General features: G+C 32.4%; 12 protein-coding genes. 1 reads left to right on the top strand and 11 read right to left on the bottom strand.

Annotation, left to right across the window (positions count from 1 at the left end; translation table 11 throughout):
- Positions 1–11 precede the first annotated feature (11 nt).
- The 7 genes from mutM to KI230_RS08525 all read right to left on the bottom strand — a co-directional run bounded on the left by mutM (position 12) and on the right by KI230_RS08525 (position 11,003).
- Positions 12–884, bottom strand: coding sequence for a bifunctional DNA-formamidopyrimidine glycosylase/DNA-(apurinic or apyrimidinic site) lyase (gene mutM / locus KI230_RS08495; RefSeq protein WP_045177843.1), 873 nt, complete (start codon positions 882–884; stop codon positions 12–14).
- Between the two features lie 15 nt (positions 885–899).
- The gene (gene polA, locus KI230_RS08500) at positions 900–3,530 is read right to left on the bottom strand and encodes a DNA polymerase I (protein WP_001038305.1); all 2,631 of its coding nucleotides are present in this window, start codon (positions 3,528–3,530) and stop codon (positions 900–902) included.
- Positions 3,531–3,823: 293 nt separating this feature from the next.
- Positions 3,824–5,311, bottom strand: coding sequence for a hypothetical protein (locus KI230_RS08505; protein ID WP_000849439.1), 1,488 nt, complete (start codon positions 5,309–5,311; stop codon positions 3,824–3,826).
- Positions 5,312–5,809: 498 nt separating this feature from the next.
- A complete protein-coding gene (pnpS, locus tag KI230_RS08510; protein ID WP_015445861.1) occupies positions 5,810–7,471 on the bottom strand; it encodes a two-component system histidine kinase PnpS in 1,662 nt (553 codons plus the stop codon).
- Entirely contained in the window at positions 7,471–8,175 is a 705-nt protein-coding gene (locus KI230_RS08515) for a response regulator (protein WP_000080028.1), read from the bottom strand. The genes pnpS and KI230_RS08515 overlap by 1 nt, the downstream gene beginning before the upstream one ends.
- 389 nt (positions 8,176–8,564) lie before the next feature.
- Complete coding sequence (gene icd / locus KI230_RS08520; RefSeq protein WP_000123163.1) at positions 8,565–9,833, bottom strand: NADP-dependent isocitrate dehydrogenase; 1,269 nt, start codon at positions 9,831–9,833, stop codon at positions 8,565–8,567.
- A gap of 48 nt (positions 9,834–9,881) precedes the next feature.
- Positions 9,882–11,003, bottom strand: a complete 1,122-nt coding sequence (locus KI230_RS08525) for a citrate synthase (RefSeq protein ID WP_000829167.1) — start codon at positions 11,001–11,003, stop codon at positions 9,882–9,884.
- A gap of 347 nt (positions 11,004–11,350) precedes the next feature.
- On the opposite strand from KI230_RS08525, the gene KI230_RS08530 reads away from it, so the two are divergent.
- Positions 11,351–12,712 carry an amino acid permease gene (locus tag KI230_RS08530; RefSeq protein WP_000818525.1) on the top strand — a complete coding sequence of 454 codons (1,362 nt, stop codon included), beginning with the start codon at positions 11,351–11,353 and terminating at the stop codon, positions 12,710–12,712.
- Positions 12,713–13,059: 347 nt separating this feature from the next.
- Here the strand turns inward: KI230_RS08530 and pyk are convergent, their stop codons facing one another.
- The 4 genes from pyk to accD form a co-directional block, all read right to left on the bottom strand.
- A complete protein-coding gene (gene pyk / locus KI230_RS08535; RefSeq protein ID WP_001232648.1) occupies positions 13,060–14,817 on the bottom strand; it encodes a pyruvate kinase in 1,758 nt (585 codons plus the stop codon).
- Positions 14,818–14,838: 21 nt separating this feature from the next.
- Positions 14,839–15,807: a 6-phosphofructokinase gene (pfkA, locus tag KI230_RS08540; RefSeq protein ID WP_000717561.1), complete on the bottom strand. Its 969-nt coding sequence runs from the start codon at positions 15,805–15,807 to the stop codon at positions 14,839–14,841.
- A 268-nt stretch (positions 15,808–16,075) separates the two neighbouring features.
- Positions 16,076–17,020, bottom strand: coding sequence for an acetyl-CoA carboxylase carboxyltransferase subunit alpha (locus tag KI230_RS08545; protein WP_000883648.1), 945 nt, complete (start codon positions 17,018–17,020; stop codon positions 16,076–16,078).
- Positions 17,020–17,877 carry an acetyl-CoA carboxylase, carboxyltransferase subunit beta gene (gene accD, locus KI230_RS08550; protein WP_000471571.1) on the bottom strand — a complete coding sequence of 286 codons (858 nt, stop codon included), beginning with the start codon at positions 17,875–17,877 and terminating at the stop codon, positions 17,020–17,022. The genes KI230_RS08545 and accD overlap by 1 nt, the downstream gene beginning before the upstream one ends.
- Positions 17,878–17,896 lie beyond the last annotated feature (19 nt).

Raw genomic sequence — 17,896 nt, forward strand, 5'->3', positions numbered from 1 at the left:
TCACTCTTTCTTTATTTTTGACATACTGGACAATAATGACTATTTCTTGTCGCGATGATTTTTGTTTCAATTTGACTTCCACACACTTTGCATACCGGCTGCTTATATACATTAAGATGCAATTGCATCTCACCAGTTTTTCCATCAGCATGACGATAATCTGAAATACTTGTACCGCCATATTTAATACCTTCTTCTAGTACTTCTCTAACATAATAAAAAACCATTTCTTGTTGTTGGTGTGTTAAGTCTTTTACTTTTTTATCTGGTAAAACACCTGCACGAAACAACGCTTCACATGCGTAAATATTTCCACAACCTGCGATTACTTTATGATCCAAAATCACTTGTTTGATTGGTTTATTCTTATTAGACTGTTGATGAATTCGATTTAAATAATACGTCAATGCTTCATTTGAAAAAGGTTCAGGCGCTATTTCTAAAAATGAAGGATAAGATGCTACAGACGCAACATTTCTAATTTCTCCAAAACGACGTATATCTGAATAAATTAACGTTTTGTCATTTGACAACTCAAAAATAACATGCCAATGCTTACGATAATTAGGTATCATAATATCTTCAAGTTCATCTACAATGAAAAAACCGCCCGCCATACCTAAATGACTAATTAATGTACGTTGTTCTCGTTTATTATCTAGCTGAAAAACGATATATTTACTTCTTCGTTCTACATTTGTAATGGTATAGCCTTCCGATAAAGTTTTAAAAGTATCTAATTCAATTCCTTTTATAATTGTTTCCTTGCCTTGAGCTTTACCTTCGATTACTTTATCCGAAAATATAACGTGTTCAATTTTTTGATTTATAACGTAGGGTTCAATTCCTCTTTTTACATGTTCTACTTCTGGTAATTCGGGCATACCATTAACCTCACTTTATTTTGCATCATACCAAGTTGCACCATAACTTGAGTCTACTTTTAATGGAACATCTAATTGCAATGCATTTTCCATTATCTCTTCTACAAATTCACTAAATGAATCTACTTCTGACTTAGGTACTTCAAAAATTAATTCATCGTGTACTTGTAATAATAGTTTAGCTTGATATGTTGTCTCTTTCATTTTTTGTGCAAATTTAACCATTGCCAGTTTAATGATATCTGCAGCACTGCCTTGTATTGGCGTATTCATAGCAGTACGTTCAGCAAAGCCGCGTAAATTAAAGTTACGACTCGTAATATCAGGAATATAGCGTCGACGATGTAGCAATGTTTCCACATAACCTAAAGCTTTGGCATCTTTTACAATATCAGACATATATTGTTTTACACCTGGGAAACTAGCTAAATAATCATCAATGAATGCTTTTGCTTTTTTACGAGTAATACCTAAACTTTGACTTAAACCATAATCACTTATCCCATAAACAATTCCAAAGTTAACCGCTTTTGCTTGACGACGCATTAAACTATCGACTTGATCAGCTTCTACACCAAATACTTTCATAGCAGTTGCTGTATGAATATCATCGCCGTTGATAAATGCTTCTTTCATACTCTCATCTTGTGTAATGTGTGCTAATACACGCAATTCAATTTGAGAATAATCTGCTGATAATATAACGCTATCTTTTGAAGTTGGTTTAAAGGCTTTTCTTATTTTACGCCCTTCTTCAAGTCTAACCGGAATATTTTGTAAATTAGGATCTACACTTGATAAACGTCCAGTTTGCGCTAAAGTTTGGTTAAAACGTGTATGGATACGTTGATCATCACTAATTACCTTTTGCAATCCTTCAACATAAGTAGACTGTAACTTAGATAATTGACGATATTCTAAAATATAATCAATGATAGGATGTTCACCTTGCAATTGCTCTAAGACATCTACAGCAGTAGAATATCCTGTTTTCGTCTTTTTAATAACAGGTAATTGTAATGTCTCAAACAATACAACACCTAATTGCTTAGGAGAATTTATATTAAAATCTTCACCAGCTGCATCATGGATATTTCGAATCAAGACGTCTAATTTTTCTTGAATTTCTTTTTCCATTTCTTCTAAATCATGAACATCTGTAAATATACCAATTTCTTCCATTTCACTTAAAATCTTAGCTAGCGGTAGCTCTAAATCAGCTAAGAGTTCTACCTGATTGTATTCTTCTAATTGTTTATCCATATTTGGTTTCGCAAAGTAAATTGCATCAGTAATAGAAGCAACATATGGATTTAAAACATCATCTTCAGGTACCTTAAATTTCTTACCTTTTCCATATATACTCACATCGTCTTTCACAAAACTTTGACCGTACAATGAAACAACTGATTGAACATCACTAATCGTACGAGATGGATCAATTATATAACTGGCCAACATAATATCGAAAGAAATATTTTGAATATCAATTCCCAATCTATGTGATGCTACATATGTTTTTTTAGCATCATATACGACTTTTTTCGTATTCGGATTTTCTAACCATGAAACTAGTTCGGCATAATTATTTATGTCATCCGCATTAATTACAATATGTTTCTCACCTGTAAATAAAGAGAATTTCAAAATATTATTTCGCAAATAGTTACCACCGTCTAATTCGAAATGGATGGCCGCTTCTTTCAATAAAGTAAAATCAATATTATCAAAAGACGTTTCAATTTCAAATGTCTTTTCTATTGCATCTTCAACGCTTGCTGATTGATCAATGTCAGCCAACAATTGTTTGAATTCTAACTTCTTAAACAATTCGATTTTTTCTTGTTGTTCATCTTGATGAGTCATTAACGTATCTTCAAGTTTTACTTCAATCGGACTATCTACATTAATCGTTGCTAATTCTTTACTCATTAATGCATCTTCTTTGCTATTTTGAAGTTTTTCTTTTAACTTTTTACCTGAAATTTCATCTAAATGTTCATAGACACCTTCTACTGTGTCAAATTGGTTTAGCAATTTTATTGCTGTTTTCTCTCCAACACCTGCAACACCTGGTATATTATCAGAAGTATCTCCCATTAATCCTTTCATATCAATAATTTGATTAGGTGTTAACCCGTTGTATTTTTCAGCAATAAAGTCAGGTGTATAATGATCAACATCAGTAACACCTTTTTTAGTGTAATAAATGGTTACATTATCCGTTGCAAGTTGTGTTAAATCTCGGTCTCCCGTAATAATAATTGTCTGAAAGCCCGCTTTATCTGCTTCTTTACTTAAAGTTCCGATAATATCATCTGCCTCATAGTTATCTAATTCATAACGTTTAATATGATAAGCATCTAATAATTGGCGAATATAAGGAAATTGCTCACTTAGTTCAGGCGGCGTTTTCTGGCGTCCACCTTTATATTCACTATATTTTTCATGTCTGAAAGTCGTTTTACCTGCATCAAACGCTACTAAAAAATGATTTGGCTTTTCTTCTTTTAAAATCTTCTCTAGTAACATTGCAAAACCATATACTGCATTGGTATGAATGCCTGCTTTGTTTGATAACAAAGGTAATGCATAAAAAGCTCTAAAACTTAAGCTATTACCATCGATTAATACTAATTTATTCACAATTTTAACCTCCAGAACTAATTTATATATATTTTAGCATATTCGACTGTGATGTCGTAATTAAAGAAACTATCTCATAGAGTATTTATACACGACCTAATTTCAAATAAAACAAGTGCCTATATAGACTTAGCTAAAAAATAAAAAAGACATAATCATGATTGTTCTTGATGAGCACTCCATAAAGTCAGGTTAAAAGTCCAACTTTTGAGATGCACATTATCATTTCATGATTATGTCTACTTTTTAATATTTTTATGCTGCTATTTTAAATTTTTATAGGTAAGAATAAGTTATGAATCGTCTGAACCAAATGGAATATATTTAACTTTGGTCATTTTCGGTAATTCTTCATAATTATTAAACCACTCTTGGTAATTTTTATTGATTGGTGACGGATGATGCATATAATGTTCAAACGGCAATGATTCCACTGTATAAACCTCTTGTCGTGGATGATCTTTAATTTGTTGTTTTAATAACTGAACTCTTTTTTCATGTTCATAATGAACATAAATAAATGCACTAAGATATATCACAGCTAAAACTAGTGATGCACCTTTAATAAAATTAACATTGATTGACTTATATTTCCGAAATTCTTTTAATAAAATAATTAAAATGATTACATGTATCGTATAAACAATCAAAAAATTACCTGGTTCTATTGGAGTAACAATGACTAGTGTCGACGCCGAAACACATATTGCAATAAGTAAGGAATATAAAGTGATTTGTGTTTTACGATCATTAATAGACAAATAAATACCTACAAATATCGAAAACGCAAAGTAACCACATACAATTACGTTCACAAAACCAACCAATCCAATATCTGTATTTTTATTTAATAAAAACTGATTGTAAAATAGTAAATAATAAAGCGGTAAAGTGATAAATCCTATCATAATGATACGACGCTTTAATATTGTTAAATGTACATACCGATCACTTCTAAGCAGTAGATAAATAATAAGCGCTGCAATCATACTTAAAATTATAATCTGACTGAAAATGACACCATATGGAAGTGACGTTGATATCATTTCTGCAAATTTTGAAAAGATACCTTGATTATTTGAAACTTGTTGATATTCTGATCCTTCAAATAAAATTTTGCGATAATTTGGATTGGAAAACATAATGATTGTACCTATAGTAGCAATCATAAATGAAAACAATAATTTATAATTAAGTGTTCGATTTGCAGTAAATTCATATAGAAAAGCTAAAATTAAAATGATACAGTGGAATAATGTCACATTCTCCATAAATAATTGACCGAAGAAGCATAAAACATAGAATAGTACAGTAACACTTACCGGCTGCTTTTCTTTATATATAATTGCATTAATACAATAATAAATAATAAAGAGTGAAATTAGTGTTGATGTCGCATAATTATAAAATCCTGCAAACCAGCCATATGTATCTGCATAAATAGCACTTGGTAAAATTAACATTAAAGAAAATGCTAACAAATAATAGCTTGTCCACGCTTTACAACGTGTAATGTGCATAATCATCCAAATGATGCCCATACTAATGAGACCATATGAAAGCCAACGTAACCAGCTTACATGTACAGCTATAATTTCAAAGATATTTCCGATATAGCGACCATTAAGTGATGCAAATCCTACTTTTAAAATATCAGTATTATAATTGCTAAACCATTGTAAATCATCGTGCATGAGTGGTAGTAAGATACCCATAAAAGTATAAAACAATAATATCGCAATTAATATCAAAGTTGTCTTGTGTAATTGAATTGTTTTCACTTTGCTAATCCTCAAATCTAGTTAAATTTTCCTCAACTTGTAGGTCGAAAAATTAATTCAATATTTTTAATGTATTTCTAATTTTCACCTATGCATGTTTCCTCAATCAAATTAGATAAACAAGGTATTTAATATTACTTTCAACAATTTATCTAAATCGCCCCTCGTCTTTTTCTATGACGAATGATTACACTTGTCTATTCAAGTGTTTAAATTAAGATTTATTTCCGTTCAAATAAAACTTATTACTTTTTAATTAAGCATCTATTTTAAGCGCGTTACTAAAATTTCTTTATTATAATAAATATATTATAAAATTGCTTGATTCACAACAATCTATTACTTATAACTTACAAATCGACATATGCAAATGACAAAATTGACAACCGAATTTATTCCACTTCATTAACTCTAATTTAATACCAATAGAGATTTGAACGAAATAAAAAAGCAGCAACAACTTCGTGAAAAATACACGCGCTGTTACCACTTTAATTTTTATTCTTTATAATCTTTTAGAATAACTTTGAACGTTGAGCCTTTGCCAACTTGACTATTCACTTCAATATTGCCTTGGTGGGCCTCTACTATATGCTTTGTAATTGATAATCCAAGACCTGTCCCACCAGAATCTCTACTTCGTGCTTTATCTACTCTATAAAATCTTTCAAAAATACGTTGTTGGTCTTCTAATTTAATACCTATACCAAAATCTTGTACTTCGAAAATGACACGAAAGTCATCTCGATACACACGAACGTTAATATCTCCATCTTCATAAGAATAGTTAATTGCATTCGTTAACAAATTCGTGATAACTTGAGCAATTTTACTTTCTTGTGCTTTAACAATGACATCTTTTTCAATATCAGTATGAATGGAAATATTTTTTTGATTGGCTTGAGTCATCATATTATCAATAATACGCCGCGTTAAATCTGATAAATTCATATAGTCTGTATCTAACTCTGTATGTTGCTCAATATGCGATAAATCTAACAGATCTGTTACTAAAGATTCTATTCGATTTGATTCTTTTAAAATTATGTTTAAAAACATGTCTAATGATTCCGCATCATTTTTTGCACCATCAATAAGCGTTTCAGCAAATCCCTTAATTGAAGTAATAGGTGTTTTTAATTCATGTGAAACATTTGCTACAAACTCACGTCTTAGATTTTCAAGTTGTTTCAGATTTGTTATGTCATGCATCACAACTAAAATCCCTTGCAAACTTTTTTGAGACCTAGTTAAAATCGGAACGCATGAAATATCAAAGTACTTGGCATGGACTTGGTTTATTGCAACTTCCAATTGTTCATAAATAGGTTTTTCAACTTTAAAACTTTCTAAAATTAATTGCTCAATTTCAGTATTAACATAACCGTGATAGCCTACTTGTTCAATATTATGCGAGATGTTGAACTGTTCATAATACGCTTTATTTGCAACAACGATTTTTCCATTTCGATCTATCATTAAAATAGCACTTGGAATATTTTCAATCGTTGTTTTTAAACGGTTGGATTGAATTTTTTGCTCATTATTAAGCTTTTGAAGGCGTCGTGCTAAATCATTGGTAGACACAAAAAGCGCTTTAGTTTCTACAACATTACTTTCAGGTACACGTATGTGATAATAACCATTTGCCAACAATTGTGTTGCATAAGTAACTTCTTGAATGGGACGGATTAATGTACGCTTAAAACTACGGCTTGCAAAATACAGACAAATGAGTACAACTAAACATGTCAAAATAAGATATTTCCACAACGTCCAATGCATTTCTGTAATATCGTTATTGTAACCTTTAATCCATACATGATAACCGTTAACCTTCTTATTAAAAATAAAAACGTCCCTTTTTTGAATATAGCTATCACTATTTGGGATAGCTTTCAGTTTGCCACTACTAAACACCTTTTTATCATGCTTAGTTATCAATAAATCTATATTTTGCTGTTTTACAATTTCTTTAACTTTATCAATCTCATTATCTTGGACTAAATAAATATATGATCTTGCATCTGTTGCTAGAGCTTGTTCGTGTTTTTCTGATAAAACATATGTGATGGAAGCGTGAATAATAATGCCTAATGTAACAAAACTGATAATTAATATACTGCTTATCAATAACATTAAGCGGTGGTGAAACTTCATCATTGTTCTTTAGGTCTTTCCAATTTATAGCCTAAGCCACGCACAGTTTTAATAAGTTGTGGCTTCTTAGGATTATCTTCTAATTTATCTCTTAAATGACTGATATGTACATCAACAATTCTTGAGTCTCCTGCAAATTCATAATTCCATACCGTATTTAACATATGTTCTCTCGTAATGACTCTGCCTTGTCTTTCTATCAAATAAAGCAAGAGTTCAAATTCTTTCGGTGTTAGCTCCAATAACTCATTATGCTTATATACTTCAAAATAATCGGGTCTAATACGTATCGATCCGATGGTAATATCATCATCAATCTCTTCTACTTCTTTTACAAATTGAGAACGTCTTAAAATGGCTTTCACACGGGCAACAACTTCTCTAGGTGAAAAAGGCTTAGTCATATAGTCATCGGCACCTAATTCTAAACCTAATACCCGATCAAACTCATCATTTTTCGCCGTTAACATTAATATAGGGACTAAATTTTTATTTGTTCTTACAGTCTTACATACGTCAATGCCATCTTTTTTAGGTAGCATAACATCTAAAATAATTAAATCTGGCTGTTCACTTTCTACCTTTTCTAAAGCCTCATCACCATCAAATGCGACAACAACTTCATAACCAGCTGTTTCTAAGTTATATTTAAGTAATGTTACGATTGAATGTTCGTCATCTACTACCAACACTTTTTGCGACATGGTATGCCTCCCTAACTTATAATTATATTTACATTATAACCGAACTATTTATAAAAATAACATCCTACACATTATCTTTACACATTTTTTACATTACTTTACATATAAATAAAATACTTCTTATATTTCCTTCTATCATTTGCATTATTTACTCTGGGACAACGAAATAAATTTTGTAAAAATATCATTTCTACCCCACTACCTATGCATGAGTTTTACTCATTTATTCCTAAGCTTATGTACATATTCGCTTTGTCTAATGTTTAAGAAACACTACATAATCAATCATTGGTGACTCTTTATTATTTCTATCCTGTTGCCAACTTCAATTCATTTAAAAAGGCGAACCTAGCAATTAAAGTTGCTAGACTCACCTAATTTTATTTTGCTTATTTTAAATTTTTAATCAATTCATCTGCAAATGCTGATGTAGAAACTTCTTCAGCACCATCCATTAAACGGGCAAAGTCATAAGTAACAACTTTTGAAGCAATTGTATCTTCAATTGAATCTGTAATCTTATCTGCCGCTTCTTGCCATCCTAAATGTTCTAACATTAATACAGAACTTAAAATTACTGAAGATGGATTCACTTTATTTAAACCTGCATATTTTGGAGCTGTACCATGTGTTGCTTCAAAAATAGCATGACCTGTTTCATAATTAATGTTTGCACCTGGCGCAATACCAATACCACCAACTTGTGCAGCTAAAGCATCTGAAATATAGTCACCATTCAAGTTCATAGTTGCTACAACATCATGCTCAGCTGGACGAGTTAAAATTTGTTGTAAGAAAATGTCAGCAATAGAATCTTTAATGATAATCTTGCCTTCTTTTTCAGCTTTTTCTTGAGCAGCATTAGCGGCATCTTTGCCTTCTTTTTCAACAATTTCGTCATATTGTTGCCAAGTGAATACTTGATCACCAAATTCAGATAATGCTAAATCGTAACCCCACTGCTTAAATGAGCCTTCTGTAAATTTCATAATATTACCTTTATGAACTAAAGTAACTGATTTACGGTTATTATCGATAGCATATTGTATAGCTGCTCTAACTAATCGCTCAGTTCCTTCTTTAGAAACTGGTTTAATACCAATACCTGAAGTTTCTGGGAATCGAATGTTTGTCGCACCCATTTCGTTTTGTAAGAAGTCAATTACCTTTTTAACTTCTGTTGTACCTTCTTTAAATTCAATACCAGCATAAATGTCTTCAGTATTTTCACGGAAAATAACCATATCAACATCTTGTGGACGTTTAACAGGTGATGGTACTCCTTTAAACCAACGTACCGGTCTTAAGCAAGTAAATAAATCTAATTCTTGGCGTAAAGCCACATTTAATGATCTAATACCACCACCAATTGGTGTTGTTAAAGGTCCTTTAACAGCAATTAAATATTCTTTAATTGTATCAAGTGTTTCTTGAGGTAACCATTCACCAGTTGTATCAAATGCTTTTTGGCCAGCTAGCACTTCTTTCCATTCAATGCGTTTTTCGCCATTATAGGCTTTCTCAACAGCAGCATCTATAACTCGGCTTGCTGCCTTCCAAATATCCGGTCCAATTCCATCACCGATAATAAATGGGATAATTGGTTCATTAGGTACGTTTAATCCTTCAGTTCCTTGAGTAATTTTTTCTGCAGTCATAGTTATTTTACCTCCAAATTTTACATCTTCATTTTTAATTTGTATTGATTATTTTCTTTCTTCAAGCGGGATATACTTACGATTCGTTTCGCCAATATATTTCGCTCTAGGACGCATAATTCTATTATCTTTATATTGTTCTAAAATATGAGCAATCCATCCTGCAGAACGACTTACAGCAAAGATTGGCGTGAATAAGTCATGAGGTATTTCCATACAGTGATAAACACTCGCACTATAAAAATCAACATTAGGAATTAATCCTTTTTCTTCTGCCATACGTTTTTCCATTTTCACTGACATTTCAAATAATTCTTCACGACCAGCGTCTTTCGTAATTTGACGGCTCATTTCTCTTAAATATTTCGCTCTAGGATCACCATCTTTATATACACGATGACCGAAGCCCATTACTTTATCTTTATTAGCAAATTTTTCATCTAAGTAAGCATCAACATTTTCAATTGACCCAATCTCAGATAACATCGTCATAACTTGTTCGTTTGCACCACCATGTAATGGCCCTTTCAGAGAACCTACGGCTGCTACAATACCTGAGTACATATCTGACAATGATGATACCGCACAACGTGCTGTAAATGCAGATGCGTTCAACTCATGATCAGCGTGTAAAATAAGTGCTTTATTGAAGGCTTCTACTTCTATATCTGTTGGTAATTCCCCACGTAACATATATAGGAAGTTTGCCGCATAACTTAAGTCAGGATTAGGCTTAAGTGGTTCTTTATCTTGTCTTACTCGAGCAAACGCTGTAACTAATGATGCTACTTTAGCCTGTATACGCATTGCTCTTTCATAACGATTTTCATCTGATTCATTTTCAGCATCAGGATCGAAATGTGCAATATATGATAATGACGTACGTAATGCTGTCATTGGATGCACGTGATCTGTAACATACTCCTCAAAATGTGTATACACACGAGGATTTAATGTCATGTATTGATTTAATTTCCCTTTTAGATGAGCAAGCTCTTCTTCGTTTGGCAATCTATAGTTCCATAATAGGAAAATAACTTCTTCAAATTGCGCATTTTCAGCTAGATCATCAATATCATAGCCGGCATAAGTCAATTGACTTTCTATAATTGAACTTATTTTAGTCTCCGCTGCGATAACCCCTTCTAAACCTCTTTGTAATTCTGCCATGATAAATTTCCCCTTTACTGTTTCTTTATGAAATGGCTTTCAACTAATATTATAGCTAAACGCATTTCGTTTGTGAAATATAAAAACTGGCATTATATGTGCAACAATTTTTTTGTAAATCTATGTAAATGTCACAGAATAGCCACAAATAGCACCATTAAAGCTTTTTCAAGATGTGAATAATCCATGAATTTTACAATAGAATTAAATTTTCAATTGGTTATTATATATGATTATAAAAACCAAAGTATATTAACATGGAATTTTACACATTTTTACCGAAAATAATTGTATATATCTCAATATAAGTGCATAATAAACATATCTATATTTAAGGGAGATGTATTATGGCTGAAAAATTACAAAGGGAACTGAGCAATCGCCACATACAATTAATTGCAATTGGCGGTGCAATTGGTACAGGCTTATTCTTAGGTGCTGGTCAAACGATTGCATTAACCGGCCCTTCAATTCTATTAACATACATCATTATAGGATTTATGTTATTTATGTTTATGCGAGGTTTAGGAGAAATCATTATACAGAATACTGAATTTAAATCTTTCGCAGATGTAACCAATACATATATTGGGCCTTTTGCAGGATTTGTTACCGGATGGACATACTGGTTCTGTTGGATTATTACAGGTATGGCTGAAGTAACGGCTGTGGCAAAATATGTTAGCTTTTGGTTCCCAGAAATTCCAAACTGGATAAGTGCACTATTTTGTGTACTGTTATTAATGTCATTCAACCTACTTAGCGCAAGACTTTTCGGAGAATTAGAATTTTGGTTCTCTATCATTAAAATAGCGACAATTATTGGTTTAATAGTAGTTGGTTTCGTCATGATTCTATTTGCATTTAAAACTCAATTCGGGCATGCCAGTTTCACAAATCTATATGAACACGGCATATTCGCTAAAGGTGCTTCTGGATTCTTTATGTCTTTCCAAATGGCATTATTCTCATTTGTAGGAATTGAAATGATTGGTGTTACAGCTGGGGAAACAAAAGATCCAGTTAAAACAATTCCAAAAGCAATTAACAGTGTACCCATTAGAATTTTAATATTTTACGTTGGTGCGTTAGCTGTTATCATGTCTATTATTCCTTGGCAGCAAGTTGATCCTGATAACAGTCCATTCGTAAAATTATTCGCATTGATCGGAATTCCGTTTGCTGCGGGCTTGATTAATTTTGTAGTATTAACCGCTGCTGCTTCATCATGTAATAGTGGTATATTCTCAAATAGCCGTATGCTTTTCGGTTTATCAAGTCAACAACAAGCACCTCCAAACTTTTCTAAAACGAATAAATATGGCGTTCCACATGTTGCAATCTTTGCTTCATCAGCATTATTACTTGTGGCAGCATTACTAAACTATATTTTCCCAGATGCGACAAAAGTATTTACGTATGTGACTACCATCTCTACAGTGTTATTTTTAGTTGTATGGGGTCTGATTATCATTGCATATATCAATTATAGTCGTAAAAACCCAGATCTACATAAAAATGCTACGTACAAACTATTAGGTGGCAAATATATGGGCTACTTAATATTTGTATTCTTCATTTTTGTGTTCGGGTTATTATTTATTAATGTTGATACAAGACGTGCAATTTATTTTATTCCGATTTGGTTTATACTTTTAGCATTTATGTACTTAAGATATAAACGTATCGCTGCTAAATCAAATAAATAACAACAAGTTTTACCCCTGTTGAATATACTAAAGTTCAACAGGGGTTTTTATATGCAACTTATAATATTAAATTGCGTACTTGGCTCAAAACTTTTACTTTCTCATCTATTTAATAATGTATCATTTCAGAAATACATCCATACTTCTATTTTATAATAAATTTCCAAAGTAATATGAGTGAAAGTTTGAAGGTGATAATGTACATGTATAAAAGATATAAACATTTATATAGATTGCCATTCATACACTATCATTATCAAATAACCTATTAATTACGTCATAAAATACCAGATGAACCAAAAAACGCCTTTCCATTGTTGATAAATGGAAAGACGTTTTTTTATAAATTATAGTACGTTTGCATATCCTTCAAAGATTTTACCTTGAGCAGCATCAATCGTAACTAACATGTTATTGCTTATGTTTTTAACAGCTTTTTCTACACCTACAACTGTTGGAATACCTTTTTCTAAACCAACAATTGCACTTGGTGATGTAATACCATTTTCTTCTGTAATTAAGCCTAAAGCTTTTTCTACATAAGGTACAAACGTTTCATCGATTGAGTTAGTAACGATAACTTTGTCAGATAAATCTTTACCTTCTAAATCTTTAACAGTTTCAGCAACTAACGTAGTACCAACAACTGATCCACGTCCAATACCTTGACCATTAGCAATTTCGTCACCAACTAGGTGGATTTTCATCATATTAGTAGTTCCAGTTTCACCAGTTGGTACACCAGCAGTAATAATGATTAAATCACCATTAGATACTCTACCAGTTTCAACAGCTGTTGCAACTGCATTGTTTAACAATGCATCTGTACTCTTACGTCCTTTTTTAACTACAGGTTGAACTCCCCAAACAATTGAACATTGACGTGCAGTTTCTTCACTTGGAGTCACCGCAATAATGTCTGAATGTGGACGATATTTAGAGATAGTACGTGCCGTTGAACCACTTTCAGTAGCAGCTACAATTGCTTTAACATTTAAGTTTAAAGCTGTATGTGCAACCGAAATACCGATAGCATTCACTAATGAAGTTTCAACTAATTTAGTACGATCTGACAATAACTTTTTGTAATCTTGGGCTGCTTCAGCTGATACAGCAATATTTCTCATTGTTTTAACAGCTTCTTCAGGATATAAACCAGCAGCAGTTTCACCAGATAACATTACTGCATCTGTACCATCATAGATTGCGTTGGCAACGTCACTAGCTTCTGCACGTGTAGCACGTGGGTTACGTTGCATAGAATCTAACATTTGTGTAGCTGTAATAACTGGTTTACCTAATTTGTTACATTGTCTGATTAAATCTTTTTGAACCATTGGTACTTTTTCAGGTGGAATTTCAACACCCATGTCACCACGTGCAACCATTAAACCATCAGACACTTCAAGAATTTCCGCAATATTATCAATACCTTCTTGGTTTTCAATTTTAGGGAATACTGAAATGTTAGCTTTTTGTTCTTCTAAAATTTCACGAATTTCTAAAACATCACTAGGACGACGTACGAAACTTGCTGCAATGAAGTCAACATTTTCTTTAATACCGAAACGGATATCTTCAGCATCTTTTTCTGTAATACCAGGTAAACTTACTCTTACGCCAGGTAAGTTAACACCTTTTTTGTTTTTAAGCTCACCAGAGTTTAAAATATCACATTTAACTTCTTTTTTAGCATGGTCAATATCTTTAACTTGTAATTCAATTAAGCCATCATCAAGTAAAATGTATGAACCTACTTGAACATCGTTAATTAAGTTTTCATATGTTACTGAGAACTTTTCAGGTGTTCCTTCAACTTCATTCATGCTAACAATAACTTCGTTACCACGTTCAAGTTCAATGATACCGTCTTTCATATTATGCGTACGAATTTCTGGACCTTTTGTATCTAATAAAATTGCTACAATTTTGTCTAATCTTTTAGCTACTTTACGAATTGTATCAATTCTACCTTTATGCTCTTCATGACTACCATGTGAAAAGTTTAATCGTGCAACGTTCATACCAGCATTGATTAATTTCTCAATCATTTCTTCTGATTCTGAAGCTGGTCCAATTGTACATACAATTTTAGTTTTTCTCATTTTATAATTCCTCCTGAAATCTTATATAGATAACTTGTTAGCAAGTTCATATAGACTATAATCAAATTTATGATCTTTACCATCAAAAATTTCATCAAAAGATGTTGCTACAATTTTATTGTTCTTAATTCCAACACCCTTAGCTGTTTCACCTTGCATTAATAAGTCTACCGCATATCCACCTAAACGTGATGCTAAAACTCTATCCGCACCTGTTGGGCTACCACCACGTTGAACGTGACCTAACACAGACACTCTATTATCAACATTGATGTATTGTGATAATTCTTTTTGACAATCTTGCGCAGTCATACAACCTTCTGCTACAAGAACGATTGAGTGTTTCTTACCACGTTTAATACCTTGTTCAATTTTATCAGCTATTTCTTTAATATCTGTTTTCACTTCTGGAACTACAATTGTCTCAGCACCAACTGATAATCCAGCCCATAATGCTAGATCTCCACAATCACGGCCCATTGCTTCAATGATAAATGTTCGTGCGTGACTTGACGCAGTGTCTCTAATTTTGTCGACTAAGCCAATAATCGTATTTAATGCTGTGTCAAATCCAATTGTAAAATCAGTACCATTGATATCATTGTCAATCGTACCAGGAATACCGATAGTTTGAATTTCTTTGCATTCCTCACTGATGCGTTGTGCACCGCGATAACTACCGTCACCACCAATAACTACAAGGCCCTCAATCCCTCTTTTACGTAAGTTTTCGATTGCAACTTTACGTACTTCTTGCTCCTTAAACTCTGGACATCTTGCTGAATACAAGAATGTACCTCCACGCTGAATCGTATCCCCAACTGATCCTAATTCAAGTTTATGAATATCATCATTTAACAATCCTTGGTAACCATGATACACACCATAAACTTCAATTTCATTGTAAATTGCTGTACGAACAACTGCTCTTACGGCAGCATTCATTCCAGGTGAATCTCCACCACTAGTTAAAACTGCAATTTTCTTCATGACGACATACCTTTCTATAACTGATTTATCTTTAACTCTAAATTACCACAAATTGATATGTCATTCCATCAAAACTAATGTATTGAATTGATGTAAACGTTTTAAATATTGAATTTTATTTTAACTTAATTAAAAAAAGATTAGTAGCCACAATTTTGACTACTAATCTTAGTTAAAATTCAGTATCTAAATATTAAATTATTGTTTTAATGTACTTCAATTTATGGTAAAACCCAGTATCGATTTAACATAAAAATGCTCAAGTTGATTATTCTATATAAGAACCGATATTTCTGAATTTTTCAAAGCGATCATTAGCAATTTCATCACGTGATAATGACTCAAGTGAATCTAACTGTGCAACAAACGCTGATTTAATAGCTAAAGCTTGCTGTTCAACATCTTTATGTGCACCGCCAAGTGGTTCAGAAATGACATCATCTATAATACCTAATTGCTTAATATCATGGGCAGTAATTTTCATTGTTTCAGCTGCAATTTTAGCCAAATTACTGTCTTTCCATAATAATGCCGCTGCACCTTCAGGAGATATAACAGAGTAAGTACTATTCTCTAACATCAATACTTTATTGGCAATACCAATACCTAGAGCACCTCCACTGCCACCTTCACCAATGACAATCGCAATAACTGGTACTTTTAATGAAGCCATCTCAATCAAATTTGTTGCGATAGATTCACTTTGTCCACGTTCTTCAGCAGCTTTACCAGGATATGCACCTTTTGTATCTATAAATGTAAAGATAGGACGATTGAATTTTTCAGCTTGTTTCATTAAACGTAATGCTTTTCGATAACCTTCTGGATGCGCCATACCAAAATTTCGATAAATATTATCTTTTGTATCTTTTCCACGTTGTTGTCCAATAACTGTAACAGCACGACCATTTAAAAAGCCAATACCACCAATCATTGCTGGATCATCTCTAAAATTACGATCACCATGTAGTTCCATAAAAGAATCAAAGATATATGGAATATAATCTAGGGTCGTAGGTCTTTCTTGCAAACGCGCAATTTGCACACGATCCCATGGTTTTAAATTTGTATATATTTTTTTAGTTTCTCGTTCCAATGACGCTTCAAGCATGTCAATTTCTTCTTGTAAATCCACATCATTTTTATCTTGAGATTCTTTTAAAGATTCAATTTTATTTCGAATTTCAAAAAGTGGTTTTTCAAAATCTAACATTATTTAGTCACCTCTTGATGGATTTTTAGAATTTCAGACAATGTTTGACGCATATCATTACGATGTACAACTTTATCCAATTGTCCATGCTCTAATAAAAATTCTGCAGTTTGGAAATCATCTGGCAATTTTTCGTTTATTGTCTGTTCAATAACTCGACGACCTGCAAAACCTATCAACGCTTTTGGCTCACTTAAATTTATATCACCAACTGATGCAAAACTTGCAGATACACCACCAGTAGTTGGATGTGTTAAATATGATATATATAATAGTCCAGCGTCAGAATGACGTTTTAAAGATACACTGGTTTTACCCATTTGCATCAAGGAAATAATACCTTCTTGCATACGTGCACCACCACTTGCAGAGAAAAGAATAAATGGTAAACGGTTCTCAGTGCAGTAATCAATGATGCGACATATCTTTTCACCGATAACCGATCCCATACTTCCCATTCTAAAACGTGAATCCATGACAGCAACGCCAAATTTCATACCATCTAATTGCGCTGTACCAGTCACAACTGCTTCTTTAAGACCTGTCTTTTGTTGGTCCTTTTCAATTTTTTCTAAATAACTTGGAAAATCTAATGGATTCGCAGAGGTCATTCCCTTATCGAATTCTGTAAATGATCCTTCATCAGAAATTGCTTCTATACGTTTATACGCAGTTAAAGCAATATGATGATCACAATTAAAGCACACATTTAAATTTTCAGCTAATTCTTTTGTGTACATAATTTTCTTACACTTTGGACACTTAGTCATAATACCTGCAGGCACATCATTATTTTTAGAGTCTTGTACTGTAAGATATTTCTTTTTCTTTGTTCGATTAAAAAAATCTTTAAACATAGGAAAACCTCCAAATAAC

This window comes from Staphylococcus sp. MZ3 (assembly GCF_018622755.1).
In the GTDB taxonomy this organism is placed as follows: domain Bacteria; phylum Bacillota; class Bacilli; order Staphylococcales; family Staphylococcaceae; genus Staphylococcus; species Staphylococcus aureus.

What these genes read in the sequence shown, in the direction of transcription:
- icd (WP_000123163.1), bottom strand. Translation starts at nt 9,833, where the DNA reads ATGACTGCAGAAAAAATTACTCAAGGAACTGAAGGATTAAACGTACCT.
- pfkA (WP_000717561.1), bottom strand. Translation starts at nt 15,807, where the DNA reads ATGAAGAAAATTGCAGTTTTAACTAGTGGTGGAGATTCACCTGGAATG.
- KI230_RS08515 (WP_000080028.1), bottom strand. Translation starts at nt 8,175, where the DNA reads ATGTCGCAAAAAGTGTTGGTAGTAGATGACGAACATTCAATCGTAACA.
- pnpS (WP_015445861.1), bottom strand. Translation starts at nt 7,471, where the DNA reads ATGAAGTTTCACCACCGCTTAATGTTATTGATAAGCAGTATATTAATT.
- KI230_RS08525 (WP_000829167.1), bottom strand. Translation starts at nt 11,003, where the DNA reads ATGGCAGAATTACAAAGAGGTTTAGAAGGGGTTATCGCAGCGGAGACT.
- mutM (WP_045177843.1), bottom strand. Translation starts at nt 884, where the DNA reads ATGCCCGAATTACCAGAAGTAGAACATGTAAAAAGAGGAATTGAACCC.
- KI230_RS08530 (WP_000818525.1), top strand. Translation starts at nt 11,351, where the DNA reads ATGGCTGAAAAATTACAAAGGGAACTGAGCAATCGCCACATACAATTA.
- KI230_RS08545 (WP_000883648.1), bottom strand. Translation starts at nt 17,020, where the DNA reads ATGTTAGATTTTGAAAAACCACTTTTTGAAATTCGAAATAAAATTGAA.
- accD (WP_000471571.1), bottom strand. Translation starts at nt 17,877, where the DNA reads ATGTTTAAAGATTTTTTTAATCGAACAAAGAAAAAGAAATATCTTACA.
- pyk (WP_001232648.1), bottom strand. Translation starts at nt 14,817, where the DNA reads ATGAGAAAAACTAAAATTGTATGTACAATTGGACCAGCTTCAGAATCA.